Below are 16,257 nucleotides of genomic sequence, written 5' to 3'. Positions count from 1 at the left end.
AGAGGAGTAATTGTGGAACGGTACAGCACTTTACCGGGTGCGGGCGGCGGTGCCACCTCTCGCCGTGTCGACTGCGGGCGCGGGGTCGTGGGAAAATAGCGGAATGAGCACGAGCGAAAAGGAGGGCGCGGGGTTTGATATTGCCGCGCGTCACGGAGAGAAGGCCCGCGCGGGCGTGATCCACACGCCGCATGGCGACATTCACACCCCTGCGTTTATCCCGGTCGGCACGAAGGCGACCGTTAAGTCAGTTCTTCCTGAGTCAATGGCACAGCTGGGCGCGCAGGCGATCCTCGCGAATGCCTACCACCTGTATCTCCAGCCGGGCCACGACCTCATTGATGAGGCAGGTGGGTTCGGCGCATTCATGAACTGGGATGGCCCCACGTACACCGACTCGGGCGGCTTCCAGGTCATGAGCCTCGGTGCCGGTTTTCAAAAGGTGCTCTCCGAATCCTTCGCGGGCAGTGACCGCGCGAGCACGCCCGACGGCACGGACCACGCAACCAAGATCGGCAAGGAGCGCCTCGCCCACGTGGACGACGATGGCGTGAATTTCCGCAGCTTCATCGATGGCTCCGAACACCGGTTCACCCCCGAGTTCTCGATGCAGATCCAGCATTCACTCGGCGCGGACATCATGTTTGCATTTGATGAGCTCACGACCCTCATGAACTCTCGCGGCTATCAGGAGAAGGCGCTTGAGCGCACGAGGCTCTGGGCTGAGCGGTGCATCGCCGAGCACAAGCGGCTTACCGAAGAGCGCGAGGGCAAGCCCTACCAGATGCTGTGGGGCGTCATTCAGGGCGCGCAGTACGAGGATCTTCGACGCAAAGCCGCGCGCGACCTCGGCGCAATGACCGTCGATGAATGGCAGTTCGACGGTTTCGGCATCGGTGGTGCACTCGAGAAAGAGAACCTCTCCACGATCGTCGGCTGGGTCACCGATGAACTCCCCGAGGAGAAGCCCCGCCACCTCCTTGGCCTTTCGGAGATGGACGACCTCTTCGCGGGCATTGCCGCGGGCGCCGACACGTTCGACTGCGTCTCTCCCTCGCGCGTCGCGCGCAACAGCGCCGTGTACACCGCTCGAGGGCGGGTGAACCTCACGGGCGCGAAGTACCGCACTCAATTCGCGCCGATCGACGACAACTGCGATTGCTATACGTGCACCCACTACACGGCCGCCTACATTCACCACCTGTTCAAGGCGAAGGAGATGCTGTCCTCGACCCTGTGCACGATCCACAACGAGCGCTTTGTTGTGCGTCTCGTTGAGGAGATTCGCGCAGCTATTCTCAGCGGCGATTTTGAGGCGCTTCGCGAGGAGCGCACGGGCGCCTACTACGGCGAGTACCGCTAGGCCGTACCCGGCTTCGATAGTGTTGAGGCGTGAGTGTGAGCGATCTTCAAACCTTCGGCGGGCATAGCGCGAACGAGCGCGCCGAGGCTTACGAGCGGCTTCGCCGCATGTCCACGTGGCGGCTCCTATCCGCCACGAAAGCGCCCGCGACCCTCGCGATTTTGCAGACGGTTTTCCCCGCGGGCGACCGTCGGCTCGACCGCTCCGAGCTCGTGGCCCGCGTGGCGAGCCACCTCGACCTCCTGCGCGGCGACGAGGATCTTCAGCGCGGCGCTTCGGAGTACGTCGACTCGTGGGTGCGCGAAGGCTATCTCACGCGACGCGACGACCCCACGACGGTCGAAACGACCTTCGAATTGTCGGTGTCCACCGTGGAAGCGATCAGCTTCATTTCGAGCCTCGAGGAGCATCGACCTACGACGACGGAATCCCGCCTCACGCTCGTCATGCAGCAGTTTGAGCGGCTTGCCGAGGACACCGAGGGCGATCGAGATGTGCGCCTTCGCGGCCTGCAGCTTCGCCGCGCGCAGATCGAAAGAGAGATCCAGGCGCTGAGCGAAGGCGAACTCATGCTCCCGCCGGCCGAGCATTCCGCGGAGCGCCTTCGCGATATCCTCCAGGTCGCCGACGAACTGAGCGGAGACTTCCTTCAGTACCGCGAGGACCTTCGCGCCGTTGACCTGCATCTTCGTGAGCAGATCCTTTCGCCCGAAGGCTCGCGCGGCGAAATCCTCGAGCAGCTCCTCGCGGGCGATGACCTCCTCGGTCAATCCAAGGTGGGCAAGACCTTCACGGCGTTCTTCAGGATGCTCAACGACCCCAAACAAAACGAGCGAGCCCAGGACCTCGTGGATCGCCTCCTTTCGCGCGACTTTACGCGCACTCTTACGCGCCGCGAACGCGACCGCCTCGCGAACGTCTTCAGCGACCTGTACGAGCCCGCGCAAGAGGTCCTCGACGTCAAGACCGAGCTGTATCGCTCACTTGCGCGTTTTGTGCGCAGCCAGGACTTCCGCCAGCACCGCGTCCTTCTCGACCTTCTTCAAGAGGCACAGGGCATCGCACTCGCACAAAAAGACAGTGTGAGCCACCGCAAGACCGAAGAGGTCGATCTGGGGCTTTCGCGCGCGCAGATGAGCTCTGTCGCTCAGCACCTTCTTAAGGATCCGAGCGATCCCGGCGTGCCGCCAGAGGCCGAGGTCCACGATGCCTCGCGTCTCAGCGTCGAGGTTCTGGATGAGCTTGTCCGCACGAACGACATTGACCTCGTGGGGCTCACATCGTCCGTGAACGAGGTCGTTCACGCGAAAGGTCAGGCGAGCATCGGGCAGGTCGTTCGCGAACAGGGAGCACCTCAGGGGCTTGCGAGCGTCATCGGCCTCATGTTTCTCGCAACGGCACACGCGAACGCTCGCGAGGGGGACACGGAGATCGTGCGCTGGCGCGAAGATTCCCTTGAGGCAGGTGGCACGGACTACGCAGCGCGCGTGCCCGCGTTCTTCTTCCTCAGCGAGGTACCGGAGCCATAGTGGGCTCGACTGGAGGCGCGGCGCCTCGTTGCCGCGCTCCCGCGACGGCGATACCCGCGAGCGGCATCACGAGGAATCGCACCGAATCGATCACGAATGGCACGAAAATCAACAGCAGGTTGAACCGGGGAAGTTGGTCGCGAAGCGACTCAGGATCCGGTGAAAAAGCGACAACCACCGGGGCGAGGACCAGGGCCCAGATTGCCGCGCTCACGAGTGCGCCTGCGAGAAAAAGGAGCGCCGCGATCGCCCCGAATCGGGCCGCTCCCTTTGAGGGGCAGCGTTTAAGGGCGCGAACGATGGCGGGGGTGGCCGCGAAGACGAGCACATTCGCCGTCAGCGCCGCCACGACGCACACGAGGACCGAGCGGAAAACGGTATACGTGAGGGTGTTCACGCCTCGGAAGGCCGGCATCGTGTTCGGCGGGTCCTCGATGAAGATGGGAAACGCCAAGAGGGCGAGTGCCACGCCGGGCGCGAGAACGAGAAGGGCGGCCGCGATAGACGTCATCAGAACCCACACGCGAGCGGGAGCGCGATGAGTGTCGCCTGTATACGCGTGAACCGGAGCGATCACGGCGCCTCCTCGAGCGCGGAGGGTTTGACGAGGTACACCCGAATGCTCGCGAAGAAGAGATACACGAACCTGGCGATGTCGAGAAGTGGGGGGATTACGAAAACGGCGACCACGAAAGGCAACGCGACGCTTCGCGCAGCCTCGCTTTTTGACGTGACCGCATCGACCACACTCATCACCGCGACGTCGAGAACGACGAGCGCGATGAAGCTGAGGACCACGATAATAGGGCCCAACACGAAGTATATGAGCGAGTGAATGTTCTTTTGGCGAACTTGACGTGTGCACCGCTTGAGAGCGGTGAGGGCAAAGGGGAACGAGAAAAGAGCGAGAAGGTTCGCACCAACTATCCCGATGATGAGGAGAAAGGCGACCGATTTTAAGTATTCCACGAGATAATCGAACTGCTGCGCGTAGATGGCCACACTTCCGGCGCTCTTGGGTAAGGGCGAGGCGGGATCGTCGAGCGAAAAGCTGACAAGAACAATCGGCAGCAGGGGGATTATCGCCAGTGCGAGACCGCTGAACAGTATCCATAGCGCAGTGGGGCGTCGGTGTGAGGGGGGTGCAGGCACCGTCACGCTACCTCCCTGGGATCATTGAAGGTGACGTACACAACCTTACGGCACGCGCGCGGGGTGGGGGAGGCAGACGGTTACCGCGCTAAAGCAGAGCCGGTGGGGTCAGAGCGTGGATCAGCGGAGTAAACGATGACCCCCGCAAACGACAGGACGGCGAATCGCACAAGATCGATGGCGAGCGGGACAGCGAATGTTCCAAAGACGAGCAAAGCTCTGAGCCCTTCCCACTCGGCCCTCACCGCGCCTGTGGCGGGATTGCTGGAGACCTCGGTCGGGAGGGTCAAGGAGAGGGCGACCATGGCGGCTGCGCTCAGAACGGCGAGGAGCGGCCCGAGGACGAAGACGATAATCGCCGTGAGAGCAAAACCGATGCGCCCCGCACCCTCGCACCGCGTCAGTGCCACGATCGCAAACGGGACCGCAGTAAGCCCGGCGAAGTTCCCTGCGCCGAAGAACACACCGAACACGAAGAGAAACGCGGCGGCGCGCGAGAGGAGTTCGTCGAGCCCCGCCAGTGGACTGCTGTCCCCAGGAGACGAGGGGGCGACAGGCACGAGCCACATCGCGCCAGGGGCGAGGAGCGGCCCCAAAACGACACAGACGAGCGCGATCGTCGCAAGAATGACCCAGATCCTCGCGGGGCTGCGATGGTTGTCGGCTATAAGCGAGGGCAGGGACACGGCGGCTCCTTCGAGTGAGGTGAGCGGACGTAGTCAACCTATGAACTCAAACGCAGGCCAGATAGAGGCGGGTGAAAATTGTGGATAACTCTTGTGCGGCCGGTAGGCTTGAGGGCGTGGAAAACGAGAAGGGTCCGCGCATGCGTGAACACGAGGAAACCGCCACCGACGGTCGCACTGCTCCGGCGGCAACGCCGAGCACTGACCGCGACGAATGGGCGCTCGCAAGCGACGACGAAGACCTCACCTACGCCGGCTCCACAGGGGGAGCGCTCGTCGAGGACTCCCGCCGCGTTCTCGTTGCCCTGCTTCAAGGGCCCTACCTGGACGGTCGACGCGACCCCCAGCGCTACGGCCAGCTCCTTCGCGATCGCGCCTACATCGAGCAGCGCCTCGCCGACATGTTCCTGGAACTTGTTCTCGACGACGACGCGCAGGTCGCATTCGTGCGCCAGAGCGAGGACGACCCCGATGCCCCGAAGCTTCTGCGTCGACTCACGGGCCTCAACCGACTCGACTCCGTCCTCCTCCTCGTGCTGCGTCAGCACCTCCTTACGCAGTCCTCGCGCGGCCAGCGCGCCGTTGTGAGCGAGGCGGAACTCATCGCCAACATCGCCCCGTATCGGCGCACGACCTCGACCGATGAAGCCGGCTTCACGAAGGACATCCGGGCCTCAATCGCAAAAATTCAGCGCGCGGGCCTCCTCGAGGAACAGGGTGACTCGTTCGAGGTTTCCCCCGTTCTCAAACTTATGATCAACCCCGATACGGCGCGCACCTTTATCGACCTCTACGAGCGCGCGGGCGACGACATCACGGGCGCAGCCAATGCGCTCGACAACCCCGGAGCCACGAACGAAGGGCAGGCGAAGTGAGCAACGCGACCGGCGAAGTGCCCCTCAGCGACGTGCACAACACCCTCGACGGCTTGGGCGAAGCAGGCGTCGGAACCGCCCCCGAAAACCCCCGCCGCGAGCCGAGCGACCCCGAGCACCCGCACCCGGGCCAATGGCGCCTCAACCACGTGCAGCTGAGCAACTGGGGAACCTTCCACGGCACCCACGACCTCGAGATTAGTTCGAAGGGCTACTTCCTCACGGGTGGTCCCGGCACCGGCAAGTCCACGTTGCTCGACGCGATCAGCGCGCTCTTGACACCACCTCGTGCGCTCCACTTCAACGCCGCGGCCTCCGACGCCGGGCCGCGCAGCACGAAGTACCGCCGCACCGTCGCGAGCTACGTACGCGGTGCGTGGGCGATGCACTACGACCCCGCAACCGGTGAATTCAGCCAGGAAGTTCTGCGGGAGAACTCGACACTCAGCGTCGTGAGCCTTCGCTTCGGCAATGGACTAGGTGAAACCCTCCAGCTCACACGCATGTTCTTGCTTCAATCCGGGCACAGCGCGGATTCGGACGTCAAGAGTCTTTACGTCATCTCCTCGAAACCCTACGACGTGAGCGAACTGCGCCCGTTCGTGGGCACGAGCATCGAGGGGCGCGAACTCGAAAAAACCCTCGAGGGCACCGAAACCTTCCGTCAGTTCCGCGAGTACCGCGCGCGCTTCAGCCAGATCCTTGGGATCCCCGACGAAAAAGCGCTCGGCTTGCTTCACAAAATCCAATCCGCGAAGGAGCTCGGCGACGTCAACGCGCTCCTTCGCGACTACATGCTCGACGAACCCCGCACGTTCGACCTCGCCGATCAGGCACTCGCAAACTTCCAGAACCTCTCCGAGGTGTACGACGCGCTCGTGACCGCGCGCGAACAACGCGACGTTCTCACGGGCCTCAAAAATGCCGACCAGGTATGGCGGGAGGCTCGCTCTCGCGGAAGTGAACTCGTCGACCGCCGAAACGACATCGATGTGTTCGCTGCCAGCCACCTTGTGCGGCTCCTCGCCGACGAAAAAGACCGGCTGACGCGCGACCAGGACCGCCTCCGTGCGCACCGCAACCGCCTCTCGCAGGACATTTCCGACGCCCGCGGCGACCTTGCTCAACTCAAAGAGCAGCGCAAGAGTGCCGGTGGCGGTGAGATCGATGACTGGAAAAAGCAGATCGCGGGCCTCGAGGTTGAGCGCGACCGCCGCCGCGAACGCGCGACCGAATTCTCGGGACAGCTCGCGCTCGCGGGCCTGCACACTCCCTCGAACGAAGAAACCTTCACGCAAACCCAGCGCGAGGTGGCGAAGCTGCGCGCCGCACTCGAGGAGGACGAAAAGAACGAAGCGCAAACCCAGTGGGAAGCCGAGGCCAAGGTCCGCGAGCACGCGCACGCTCTCGAAACGACCCGCCAGGAACTCGCCTCTCTCACGACGCGCGCCTCGAACCTCCACTCCGATGACGTCGCGCTTCGCGATCTCCTCGCTGAGCGTACGGGCGTCGCGCCAACCGACCTTCCGTTCGCCGCCGAGCTGCTGCAAGTGCGTGCGGGAGAGGAAGAATGGACGGCCGCCGCCGAGCAGGCGCTGCGCGGCCTCGCCCGCTCGATCCTCGTGCCCGAACGGGCCTACCGCGCTTTCGCGCGCGAGATCGACGGTATGAAACTGCGCCGGCGCGTGTCCTATAACCGCATCAACACGAACGTCAAAACCGCCCCCAAGAAACTCGATGCGCGCGCGCTCGGGGCGAAGATTGAGATCCGCGAAGGCGAGTTCCACGAGTGGCTCTCGAACGAAGTTGCCTCGCGCATGGACTACCTGTGTGCCGAAAACCTCGAGGAGTTCACCAAGCATCCTCGAGCGGTATTGCGCTCCGGCCAGATCAAGCACTCCGCGACACGTCACGAGAAGAACGCCGAGCGGCAGATCAACGACCGCTCCAACTGGGTGCTCGGCTTCGATAACCGCGCGAAGCGCGCCGTATTCGAAGCGGAGCGTACACGCGCTGAACAGGCTCTGTTCGAGGCGCAGGCCCGGCGCCGCGATCTCGAAAAGGAAGCCCAGACCCGCCGCGAAAAGCTCTTCGCGCTTCAGGCAATCCAGGCCGTGACGTGGGACGACGTGGATGCCGCGAGTGTCGCTCGCCGCATTGCCAACCTCGAGGACATGGTGCGTGCAGCCGAGGACGGCTCCAGTGCCCTTACAGAAATTGCGCGGCAGATCGATCAGGTCGAAATGTCGATCAGCGAAGGCGATGAGGAGCTTCTCGAGATCGTGGGCCAGCTTGGTCGCGTCAACGAGCAGCTCGATCAGATCAGCGAACGCCACCTCCAGGCCGAAGCCCAGCTCGAAGAGCGCACGCTCTCACCGGAAACGACGGCCGACCTCGAGGAGCGCTTTCGCGCAATCGCACCCACACTGCTCATCTCCAACATCGACCAGGTGACGCGCGATGCCTCCGCGACGCTCGACGCGGAACTGATGGCGCTCACGAAGAAAACCGCACGCGCTGAAGAAGATATGCGCACGGCCATGCGCGAATTCACGCGGCGCTGGCCCGCGGGCGGTGCCGATGTCGACACCTCGCTCGAAGCCGCCCCCGAGTACCTCGCGATCCTTCGCGGGATCGAAGAGGAAAAGCTTCCCGAAGTCGAGGACCGCTTCTTCGAATTCTTCACCTCGAACACCCTCGGTGACGTGCAGGCTCTCGCGACAGCGATCGCGCGCGAGCCCGCCCAAATCCGCAAGCGCCTCGCGAAAATCAACGAGCTGCTCGCGCAGGTTGAGTTCCATGAAGGGCGCTATCTCCAGCTGTCGATGCGACCCGTGCACCTCGCTGCGCTCGACGAGTTCAAGCGCGCGCTCAACGAGGCAACGAGCTCAAGCCTCGAAAACGACCTCACGCTCGACCGAGACAAAGCGGAAGAACGCTTCCTCGCGCTCCAAAACCTCATGGACATCATCACGAAGGCCCGCACGCGCGAAGACCTCGCCTCCCGTGCGATCCTCGACGTCCGCCGCCACGTCCACTTCCACGCCGAAGAGGTCAACGAGGCCGGCGAAGTTGTGCACGCGCACGAATCGGGCGGCCCCCTCTCGGGTGGCCAGAACGAGCGCCTGACGACGTTCTGCCTCGCTGCGGCTTTGCGCTACCAGCTCGCCGGGACCGGCGTGGATGTGCCCAGGTATGCGCCCATCATTATCGACGAGGCGTTCAGCAAGGGTGCGGGCAAGTTCATTACCGCCGCGATGGAATCCTTCCGTCACTTCGGTTTCCAGGTGGTCCTCGCGAATCCTGGAAAGAATCCGCAGGCGCTCGCGCCGTTCATCGGTGGCGTAGGCGTCGTCTCGATCCGCGAGGATCGCTATTCCTCCGTGAGCCCGATCGATTTCATTCCGGCTGCGTAGCGCTTGCGGTGAGCTCCTCGAGGGCACCGAGGGGGATCGCGAGCCACTCCGGTCGGTTTTGCGATTCGTACACGGCCTCGTAGGCGGCCTTGTCGAGCTCGAACACACGCAAGAGAACGCGCAGATCCTCCGGGTCGCCCTCGCCCCCGCGCGCGGAACGCTCGGCGAGATACGCCTCGAGGAAGGCCTCCCGCGCCTCGCGTGCCCACGCGCGTGCATCGATGCCCTCATTCAGTTCAACGTAGGCCGCTGCGTAGTCGATGCTGCGCAGGATCCCCGCGACGTCCCGGCAGGGAGAATCGACCTTCACGCGCTCCGCCATGGGTCGCAGCGGCTCGCCCTCGAAGTCGAGAAACACCCAGCCCTCGCTCGGTGAATTGAGAACTTGCCCGAGATGGAGATCGCCGTGGATTCGTTGGAACGGCGGCCACGAGATCCTCAAGGCCCGCGTGTAGAGAGCGTTTGCGGCGTCGGCGAACTCCTCGAGTGCCGGGAGCGTCTCGGCGTGGTGTGCGAAACGACGCTTCATCGACTCGAGGGTGAGCGCGAGCGTATTGGTGCTCACGCGATCGGTGGGCAGGGCGCGCGCGAGATCCGTGTGGATCTGTGCGAGGGCGGTGCCGAGGCCCGACGCCTGCTCGGAAAAATCGATGCCCTGGGCGGCAGCGATGAGGGCCTCGCGCCAGGCATCTTGCACATTCGGCAGGAACCGGTTGAGCAAGGCGACGTCGGAGCTGCCCAGAGCGTCGGCACCGCGCACGTACCCGAAGAATTGCGGGATCTGCGTATTGCCCTCGGATTGGAGCGCCTCTTGAAGTTCGGCGTCGGGGTTCGTGCCTTCATCGAGGTGGCGGAACAGCTTGAGGATGTACTCGCGGCCGCTTTCGGTATGAATGATGAGGGACGTGTTCGACTGCTCGCCCACGAGCCTCTCGGTTGCCGTGATCGCCTTGAGGTCATCCTGTACGCGCTGCGCGGTTTCAGCGATCAGCATCGGTTCGAGCGAGAGTCCCTCGCCTGAAGCCCCCTCGAAAAGGGCGCGCGCGAGAAGCGCGCGAGCACGATCAATCCCGGTGGCGTCATACACGTTGTGCTGCCCCACGGGAGTGTCGACCTGCGTGATGAGACTGTCGAGCTCACCATCGTCGACCCGACCGTCCTTGTTCCAGGCCACGGGCAAAGCGAAGCGCACGCCATCACCTGCCCCGAGCGCGACAAACGACACCACGAGGTGATCGTCCTCCGCAAGGCGAGTCCAGCCGGCAATCTGAAGCTCGGGAGCGGTGCCGTGCACACCGCCGTACCAGCGCTGTCCCATGATGAAACGCGAGGCATCCTCGAGGAACTTTTCGCGGCGAAAGTGATCGGAAAACACGATGCTGAGCATGGGACTCCCTACGCTGGGATACTTGGGCCCTCTTAGACTAACGCCGCTGGTAGTGTGGCGGGTGAATTCGAGGCATTCGTGGGAAGGAGAATCGTGCGAAAGGAGTCGATTCTCCGCCGCACCCTGGCGCGCGCCGCAACGTGCGCGCTCGTGCTTGCGGCAACCGTCGGACCAGCCCTTGCTCCCGCGCCCCACGCCCCTGGCGCTGCGTCCCTCATTCCCGCGGCGCACGCAGTCGGTGAAGACGGCCCCTTCACGCTCCCCGCGGATCCGTCCGCGCTCAAGCACACCGCAACCCTCGGCAATCCCGGTGACTTTGACCTATTTCTCATGGTGTCCGCGGAGGATCTCGAGACACTCGACACGGACTCGATGAAGCTGCTTTCGAGTACCGAATCCGAGGACGCGAAGCCCACGAACGGCGGCAAGAAACTCTCCCTCAAAGGGGTGGGAGAGTGGAAGATTTCGGACACACGCGTGAGGTTCACTCCCGAAAATCCCAAGGCGGGAGGGTCGCACAGCGTGAAGTTCTCGGTACGTTCGAAGGCCGGCTACGAATCCGCACCCGTCACCCTGACCGTGACCTATCCCGGTATTCCGAGCGTGAGCGCACGCGCCGCGGAAGGCGAAAAAGTTACGATCCCCCTAGCTATCGACGGCACGGGTGTGGACCCCGCCACGCTTGCCTTCACGCTCGAGGGGCTCCCCGCGGGCAGCACGCTCGTCGAAGACGGCACGCGTCTCATTGTCCCCGATGAAGGAACGTGGGTCCTCGCAACCGACGGCCACCCGAGTGTCACCTTTACTCCTCGACGCGAAAGACTCGGAGCCCAACCACGACCCGTGACGCTTGAAGGGCGCGACCAGAAAACGCACCCCGCCGCGAGGGGCACGGTGACGGTGAATACTCCTTCGATCAGGGACATCACGCGCGCTGCAGCCTATGGCCAACCGGTCGTTTTCGAACTCGCGAGCGCCACGTCACACGTGGATCCTTCGACGCTTAAATTAGCCCCCTTCGGCGGTGAAACCTCCTACTACACCTCCGACGACGGCCTTTCGGTGACCGTTGCCGACCAAGGCACGTGGGTTCTGGATCGAGCAGCACAAACGCTCACCTTCACGCCCTTGAGTGACCGGGTGCGAGACGTGACGCCGATGGGAGTGACGGCAGCGGACAGCGAAGGCAACACCTCCTCGGTTGCCCCCATGAACGTGGGCTACCCCCAAGTGGGTGCACGCTACACGGCCGTGAAGTGGGGGCAGGCCGCAATGTTCACTCCGCTCGACGGTTCCCTCAACGTCCAGCCTTCAACATTCGCCTTCAGCGACCACGAGATGCCCGCGGGAACGAGCCTTTCCGGTGATCGGAAGACCATGCGAGTACCGAGCGAGGGAGTGTGGAAATTCGATGCGAACGCGCGCACCGTGACGTTTACTCCCGACAGCTCCCTACGCGACTCGCCCCATGTCGCCACCTTTACGATCGACAGCGCTCTCGCTTCCAACACGACGAGCGGAACTCTCCACTCGCAATACGCGAGCGCGGTTCCCACGGCACGTGACGACGAAGCCCTCTCCAACAGCCGAGTCAACTCAGTGACCATTGACGTCCTCGGGAACGACACCCCCGCGAGCCCCGGCCAAGGGTTCGATTCCGAGACCCTCGTGCTCCACAGCGCGAGCGCGACCAACATCCAAGAACTCGTCGCAGGCTCAGGGCGCCGCCTTGAAATCCCCGAAGAGGGCGTATTCGAGGTGACGAGCGCGGGCGGCGTGCGCTTTACGCCCGCCGCCACATTCGTGGGTCGAACAACACCCATCGAGTACACGGTCGAGGACGCTTCCGGGCTCCGCACGAGCGCTCACATCGTGGTCGACGTTGAACCTCTCGTCCCCGGGTCCAGCTCCGACCGGCGAGAAGCTGGACTCAGCGCGATTTTTGGGCGCCTCATGCCCTCCTCGAGTGCGACCTTTGCTGTCTTCGCGACGAGCACAGCGCTCCTGATCTTTACGGGAATCGTGTCCCTGTGGGTCGGCGCGCAGATGCGCCACGATCGTAAAAGCGACCGCTAGAACCCCTCAGTCGAGGATCTTGCGGGACTCGACGCCCAGGTGTGCAAGCAGAGGCTCGTGCGCGCGAATCCGCTCGCGGAGCTCTTCCACCTCGATAGACGAGCCCCACGCGTGCTGTGCGATCGCCACGAGACGAGGAAAGAGCATGTACTCGAGGTGGCGAGCAGTCGGTATGTACTGGCCGAATGCCGTTGCCTCGATGCCGAGCACGAGTGCTTCGTGCTCCTTCTTCAGTCGCTTGGGGAGGGGCTCCGCTTTGAGGACGTCCTCGAGGCTCAACTCGGGACGCGCGCCCACGGGCTCGTTCCGGCCCTGCACGCGATCAAGGCCCAGAACCGATTCGGGCGCTGCAACCGTCTGAAAGCCGCGGGAAGCCGCAGACTTGGTGCCCTTCGGATCGCCTCCTGCAAGCACAATCGCGTCGTCGGGAATCCGTACGAGCCTCGACGAATCCCATACCGCGAGGCGCTTGCCCTTATCGCGCAGTACCTCGCCCGCGAACGTCATAAAGCGGCCAAGGATCTCGCTTTCGCGCGAATAACCCCACTCCTCGCGGCGCGTGCGCGCCTCGGCAGAGTGCTCCCACTCCGTCAGTGGGGCATCCTCGCCACCGATGTGTACGAACGGGGAATCAAAAATATCGGCGACTTGCTCGAGCACGTCGCGCACAAACTGGAAGGCCGCTTCCGATGTGCCAAGCACGTGGTTGCTCACGCCCCACGTCTCGCGCACGAGCAGCTGGCGTTCAGGGTAGTTCCCGAGAGACGGGTACGCGGCGATCGCCGCTTGGGCGTGACCTGGAAGATTCACGCCCGGCACGACGGTCACGCCGCGCGAACGCGCGTACTGCACAAGCTCACGCAGTTCCTCCTGCGTGTAGAAACCGCCGTGGCGGTCCTCCGCGAACGTATCCTCACCCTCAAACATCGGGGTTCCCTCGACAGTGCGTTCGCGCCATGCGCCAACTTCGGTGAGCCGCGGGTATCCACTCACCTCGAAGCGCCAGCCCTGATCGTCGGTGAGATTCATATGCAGGATGTTGAATCGGTACACGGCCATCACCGTGATGAGCCGCTTGAGATCCTCAACAGGCAGGAAGTGCCGCGCTGGATCAACGAGCAGGCCGCGCCATGCGAACGCAGGAGAATCGCTCAGGGTGAGCGCGGGGATGCGGTAGGTCGCCTCCGACGGTTGCTCGTGACCCACCGTTGCGGCTGCGGCGAGTTGGGACCGCACTGCCGAAAGGTGGACGATCTGCGCGAACGCATTGCGACCATCGGCGAGTGCCGCCTCGCTACCGGCAGTAATCGATGCGCCGTTCTTGTGGATCGCGATCGAGAAATCGGTGCGCGGCAGGTCCTTATTTACGCCGACCGTGACCTCGCCGAACGGGTCCGATGTTCGCCAGTCCTCAGCTGGAGAATCCCCCCAGCGAACCGACACCGGCTCGGGGATGAGGGGGAGGGGAGCGGTATTGAGCTCAGGTTTCGTGGACATGGCACTCCTGGGGTAGATCGGCGGCCCTGCGTGATGATGCACAAAGATACAGTTCAACCCTGTCACGTGGGGATAGGTGCACGCTGGAAAAGGGATGGCCGATGCCTGCCGGGAGGTGTCGGACAGAAAAACGGGCAGCCCCGAGGGGCTGCCCGCATGAACTGACCGGTGTGGCCTCGATCCTCTTCCCACGACGCAGAGCGTCAGGATCGAACCCCTCTCCCGATCAGCGGTAGGTGACGAAGATGACCTTCGACGTCCAGATATCGCGGTGGACGACCTTCTGGCGCGAACGGCTCGCGTCGACAACCTTGCCGTCGCCTGCGTAGATGCCCACGTGACCGTAGTTGTTCTGCGTGAACACGACGAGATCGCCGGGGCGAGCCTCGCTTTCCGAAATGATCGTGCCGGCGAAGGCCTGCTTGCGTGCCGTGCGAGGAATCGAGATGCCGTGTTCGCGGTACACCGTCGAGGTGAGGCCCGAGCAGTCGAGGCCGGAGGGCGACGAGCCGCCCCACACGTACGGGGTGCCGAGGTATTTCTTGGCGCTTTCGACGATCGCCTCGCCCGAGACATCAGACTGGGCCGACGTCTTCGGAGCGGGAGCAGGAGCCGCGGTGCTTGCGGCGCGCGATGTCGAGATCTCGACCTTACCCGAGTTGAGTTTGTCCCAGGTGCGGGGGCCTACGACGCCGTCGACGCCGATGCCGGCCGACGACTGGAAGCTGCGTACGGCGTTGTAGGTGGCGCGGCCGAAGGAGCCGTCGACCTTGATGCCTGCGCCTGCGTTGTTGAGCAGGTTCTGGAGGTCCTTGACGGCGTCGCCGCGGTTTCCTCGGCGGAGTTTCGGCGTGGAGTTGACCGAGGTGGTGCTCTTGGAGGTTGCGGCCGAGCCGGCGCCGGAGTTGAGCTTGTTCCAGGTGCGGGGGCCTACGACGCCGTCGACGCCGATGCCAGCCGATGACTGGAAGCTGCGTACGGCGTTGTAGGTGGCGCGGCCGAAGGAGCCGTCGACCTTGATGCCTGCGCCTGCGTTGTTGAGCAGGTTCTGGAGGTCCTTGACGGCGTCGCCGCGGTTTCCTCGGCGGAGTTTCGGCGTGGAGTTGACCGAGGTGGTGCTCTTGGAGGTTGCGGCCGAGCCGGCGCCGGAGTTGAGCTTGTTCCAGGTGCGGGGGCCTACGACGCCGTCGACGCCGATGCCAGCCGACGACTGGAAGTTACGGACCGCGGTATTCGTGCTACGGCCGAAAACGCCGTCCGCCTTGATGTCCGCGCCCGCGGCCTTGAGCAGGTTCTGGAGGCTCACGACCGCATTGCCGCGAGAACCCGGGCGAAGCTTCGGAGTGCTGTTCACCGCGGTGGGGTTGTTCGCCACGAGAGCTGAGCGGGTGCGGGCACCGACAACGCCGTCCACACCGATGCCAGCCGACGACTGGAACGTGACAACCGCATTGCGGGTCTTGCGGCCAAAGGAACCGTCAACGTTGATGCTTGCACCGTGGTGGTTGAGAAGCGACTGAAGTGCTTGAACATGCTTGCCGCCGCTTCCGGTGCGCAGCGGGCTCGTGCCGAGCGCGGAGATGGACGGAAGCTTGGTGCCTGCCTGTGAAACGGGGCCGCGATGCGTGGAAGGTGCAGCATCGGCGGGAGCGAGCCCGAGGCCGGTGGCGGCGGTTGCTGCAACGGCGGTGAGGGCGGCAGCGCCAACGGCACCCTTGGAGACAGGGGCGAGGAGGCTGCTGTAGTCGATGACGGCGGGGCCTTCGGCACGGTGTGTGCCGCGCTGTGCAGTACGAAGCATAGAGAGCAACTTTCCTACCCTCGCGATTGGTGTCCGCACCAATTCCCGCCACAGGGTGCACATCGAGGAAGCTCCCCCCGAAGTGACGGGAAGCGATCGCGGGGGGCAAGTCACGTGCATGACTCGCGCTCCACATTAGGTGAGGGGTAGGGGGCTCGGGGACTCTCAGGAATCAATCAGAAGCCCAAATTTGCCAAACCTTTACCGATAATTGGCCAAAGTAATGCCGTGGTGGCTTTTCAAAAAAACTCCATCATGGTAGTTACATCGATGTAATTTCGCGGCGTGTATTCGTGCTAAAGGTGCTCGACTAAGGACATGAGGAAACTCGAAATGGGGAAAGAAAAAACCCCCGCCGAAGCGGAGGCTTTTGCTGGTGGTCGGGGTGACAGGATTTGAACCTGCGACCTCTTCGTCCCGAACGAAGCGCGCTACCAAGCTGCGCCACACCCCGAAAATTTCGCGAAAACCGTGA

Annotated in this window: 11 protein-coding genes and 1 tRNA gene; 5 read left to right on the top strand and 7 right to left on the bottom strand. The window is 63.7% G+C overall.

Going from position 1 to position 16,257, the window contains the following annotated elements; translation table 11 throughout:
* Positions 1 to 103: 103 nt before the first annotated feature.
* Together tgt and FXY94_RS01845 are read left to right on the top strand one after the other, a co-directional pair.
* Positions 104 to 1,363: a tRNA guanosine(34) transglycosylase Tgt gene (gene tgt, locus FXY94_RS01850; protein WP_141740562.1), complete on the top strand. Its 1,260-nt coding sequence runs from the start codon at positions 104 to 106 to the stop codon at positions 1,361 to 1,363.
* Positions 1,364 to 1,398: 35 nt separating this feature from the next.
* A complete protein-coding gene (locus tag FXY94_RS01845; protein ID WP_016663313.1) occupies positions 1,399 to 2,892 on the top strand; it encodes a DUF3375 domain-containing protein in 1,494 nt (497 codons plus the stop codon).
* Here FXY94_RS01845 and FXY94_RS01840 read toward each other — a convergent pair.
* The 3 genes from FXY94_RS01840 to FXY94_RS01830 form a co-directional block, all read right to left on the bottom strand.
* Entirely contained in the window at positions 2,870 to 3,469 is a 600-nt protein-coding gene (locus FXY94_RS01840; protein WP_016663312.1) for a hypothetical protein, read from the bottom strand. The genes FXY94_RS01845 and FXY94_RS01840 overlap by 23 nt on opposite strands.
* Positions 3,466 to 4,044, bottom strand: a complete 579-nt coding sequence (locus tag FXY94_RS01835; RefSeq protein WP_141740561.1) for a hypothetical protein — start codon at positions 4,042 to 4,044, stop codon at positions 3,466 to 3,468. The genes FXY94_RS01840 and FXY94_RS01835 overlap by 4 nt, the downstream gene beginning before the upstream one ends.
* Before the next feature lie 80 nt (positions 4,045 to 4,124).
* Positions 4,125 to 4,730, bottom strand: coding sequence for a hypothetical protein (locus FXY94_RS01830; RefSeq protein ID WP_016663310.1), 606 nt, complete (start codon positions 4,728 to 4,730; stop codon positions 4,125 to 4,127).
* A 116-nt stretch (positions 4,731 to 4,846) separates the two neighbouring features.
* Here FXY94_RS01830 and FXY94_RS01825 point away from each other — a divergent pair, with 116 nt between their 5' ends.
* Both FXY94_RS01825 and FXY94_RS01820 read left to right on the top strand, forming a co-directional pair.
* Complete coding sequence (locus tag FXY94_RS01825) at positions 4,847 to 5,605, top strand: DUF4194 domain-containing protein (protein WP_232049678.1); 759 nt, start codon at positions 4,847 to 4,849, stop codon at positions 5,603 to 5,605.
* On the top strand, positions 5,602 to 9,021 hold the full coding sequence (locus FXY94_RS01820) for an ATP-binding protein (protein WP_016663308.1): 3,420 nt from the start codon (positions 5,602 to 5,604) through the stop codon (positions 9,019 to 9,021). The genes FXY94_RS01825 and FXY94_RS01820 overlap by 4 nt, the downstream gene beginning before the upstream one ends.
* On the opposite strand, the gene FXY94_RS01815 is transcribed toward FXY94_RS01820, so the two are convergent.
* A complete protein-coding gene (locus FXY94_RS01815; protein WP_016663307.1) occupies positions 9,005 to 10,408 on the bottom strand; it encodes a phosphotransferase in 1,404 nt (467 codons plus the stop codon). The two genes, FXY94_RS01820 and FXY94_RS01815, sit on opposite strands and share 17 nt — an antisense overlap.
* A 93-nt stretch (positions 10,409 to 10,501) precedes the next feature.
* Here FXY94_RS01815 and FXY94_RS01810 point away from each other — a divergent pair, with 93 nt between their 5' ends.
* Complete coding sequence (locus tag FXY94_RS01810; protein ID WP_016663306.1) at positions 10,502 to 12,484, top strand: Ig-like domain-containing protein; 1,983 nt, start codon at positions 10,502 to 10,504, stop codon at positions 12,482 to 12,484.
* 6 nt (positions 12,485 to 12,490) lie between these two features.
* On the opposite strand, the gene FXY94_RS01805 is transcribed toward FXY94_RS01810, so the two are convergent.
* The 3 genes from FXY94_RS01805 to FXY94_RS01795 form a co-directional block, all read right to left on the bottom strand.
* A complete protein-coding gene (locus FXY94_RS01805; protein WP_016663305.1) occupies positions 12,491 to 13,981 on the bottom strand; it encodes a beta-N-acetylhexosaminidase in 1,491 nt (496 codons plus the stop codon).
* Between the two features lie 226 nt (positions 13,982 to 14,207).
* Complete coding sequence (locus FXY94_RS01800) at positions 14,208 to 15,782, bottom strand: C40 family peptidase (RefSeq protein WP_051120596.1); 1,575 nt, start codon at positions 15,780 to 15,782, stop codon at positions 14,208 to 14,210.
* A gap of 377 nt (positions 15,783 to 16,159) precedes the next feature.
* Positions 16,160 to 16,236 (bottom strand) — tRNA-Pro (locus FXY94_RS01795).
* Positions 16,237 to 16,257 lie beyond the last annotated feature (21 nt).

Source organism: Dermabacter jinjuensis (assembly GCF_902381725.1).
Lineage (GTDB): Bacteria > Actinomycetota > Actinomycetes > Actinomycetales > Dermabacteraceae > Dermabacter > Dermabacter hominis.
Note: the sequence above shows the minus strand (reverse complement) of the source record. Positions and strands in the feature narration are given on the sequence as shown.

Bases quoted from the DNA above. Each gene is read 5' to 3' on its own strand.
- FXY94_RS01805 (WP_016663305.1), bottom strand. From the start codon at position 13,981: ATGTCCACGAAACCTGAGCTCAATACCGCTCCCCTCCCCCTCATCCCC.
- FXY94_RS01815 (WP_016663307.1), bottom strand. From the start codon at position 10,408: ATGCTCAGCATCGTGTTTTCCGATCACTTTCGCCGCGAAAAGTTCCTC.
- tgt (WP_141740562.1), top strand. From the start codon at position 104: ATGAGCACGAGCGAAAAGGAGGGCGCGGGGTTTGATATTGCCGCGCGT.
- FXY94_RS01800 (WP_051120596.1), bottom strand. From the start codon at position 15,782: ATGCTTCGTACTGCACAGCGCGGCACACACCGTGCCGAAGGCCCCGCC.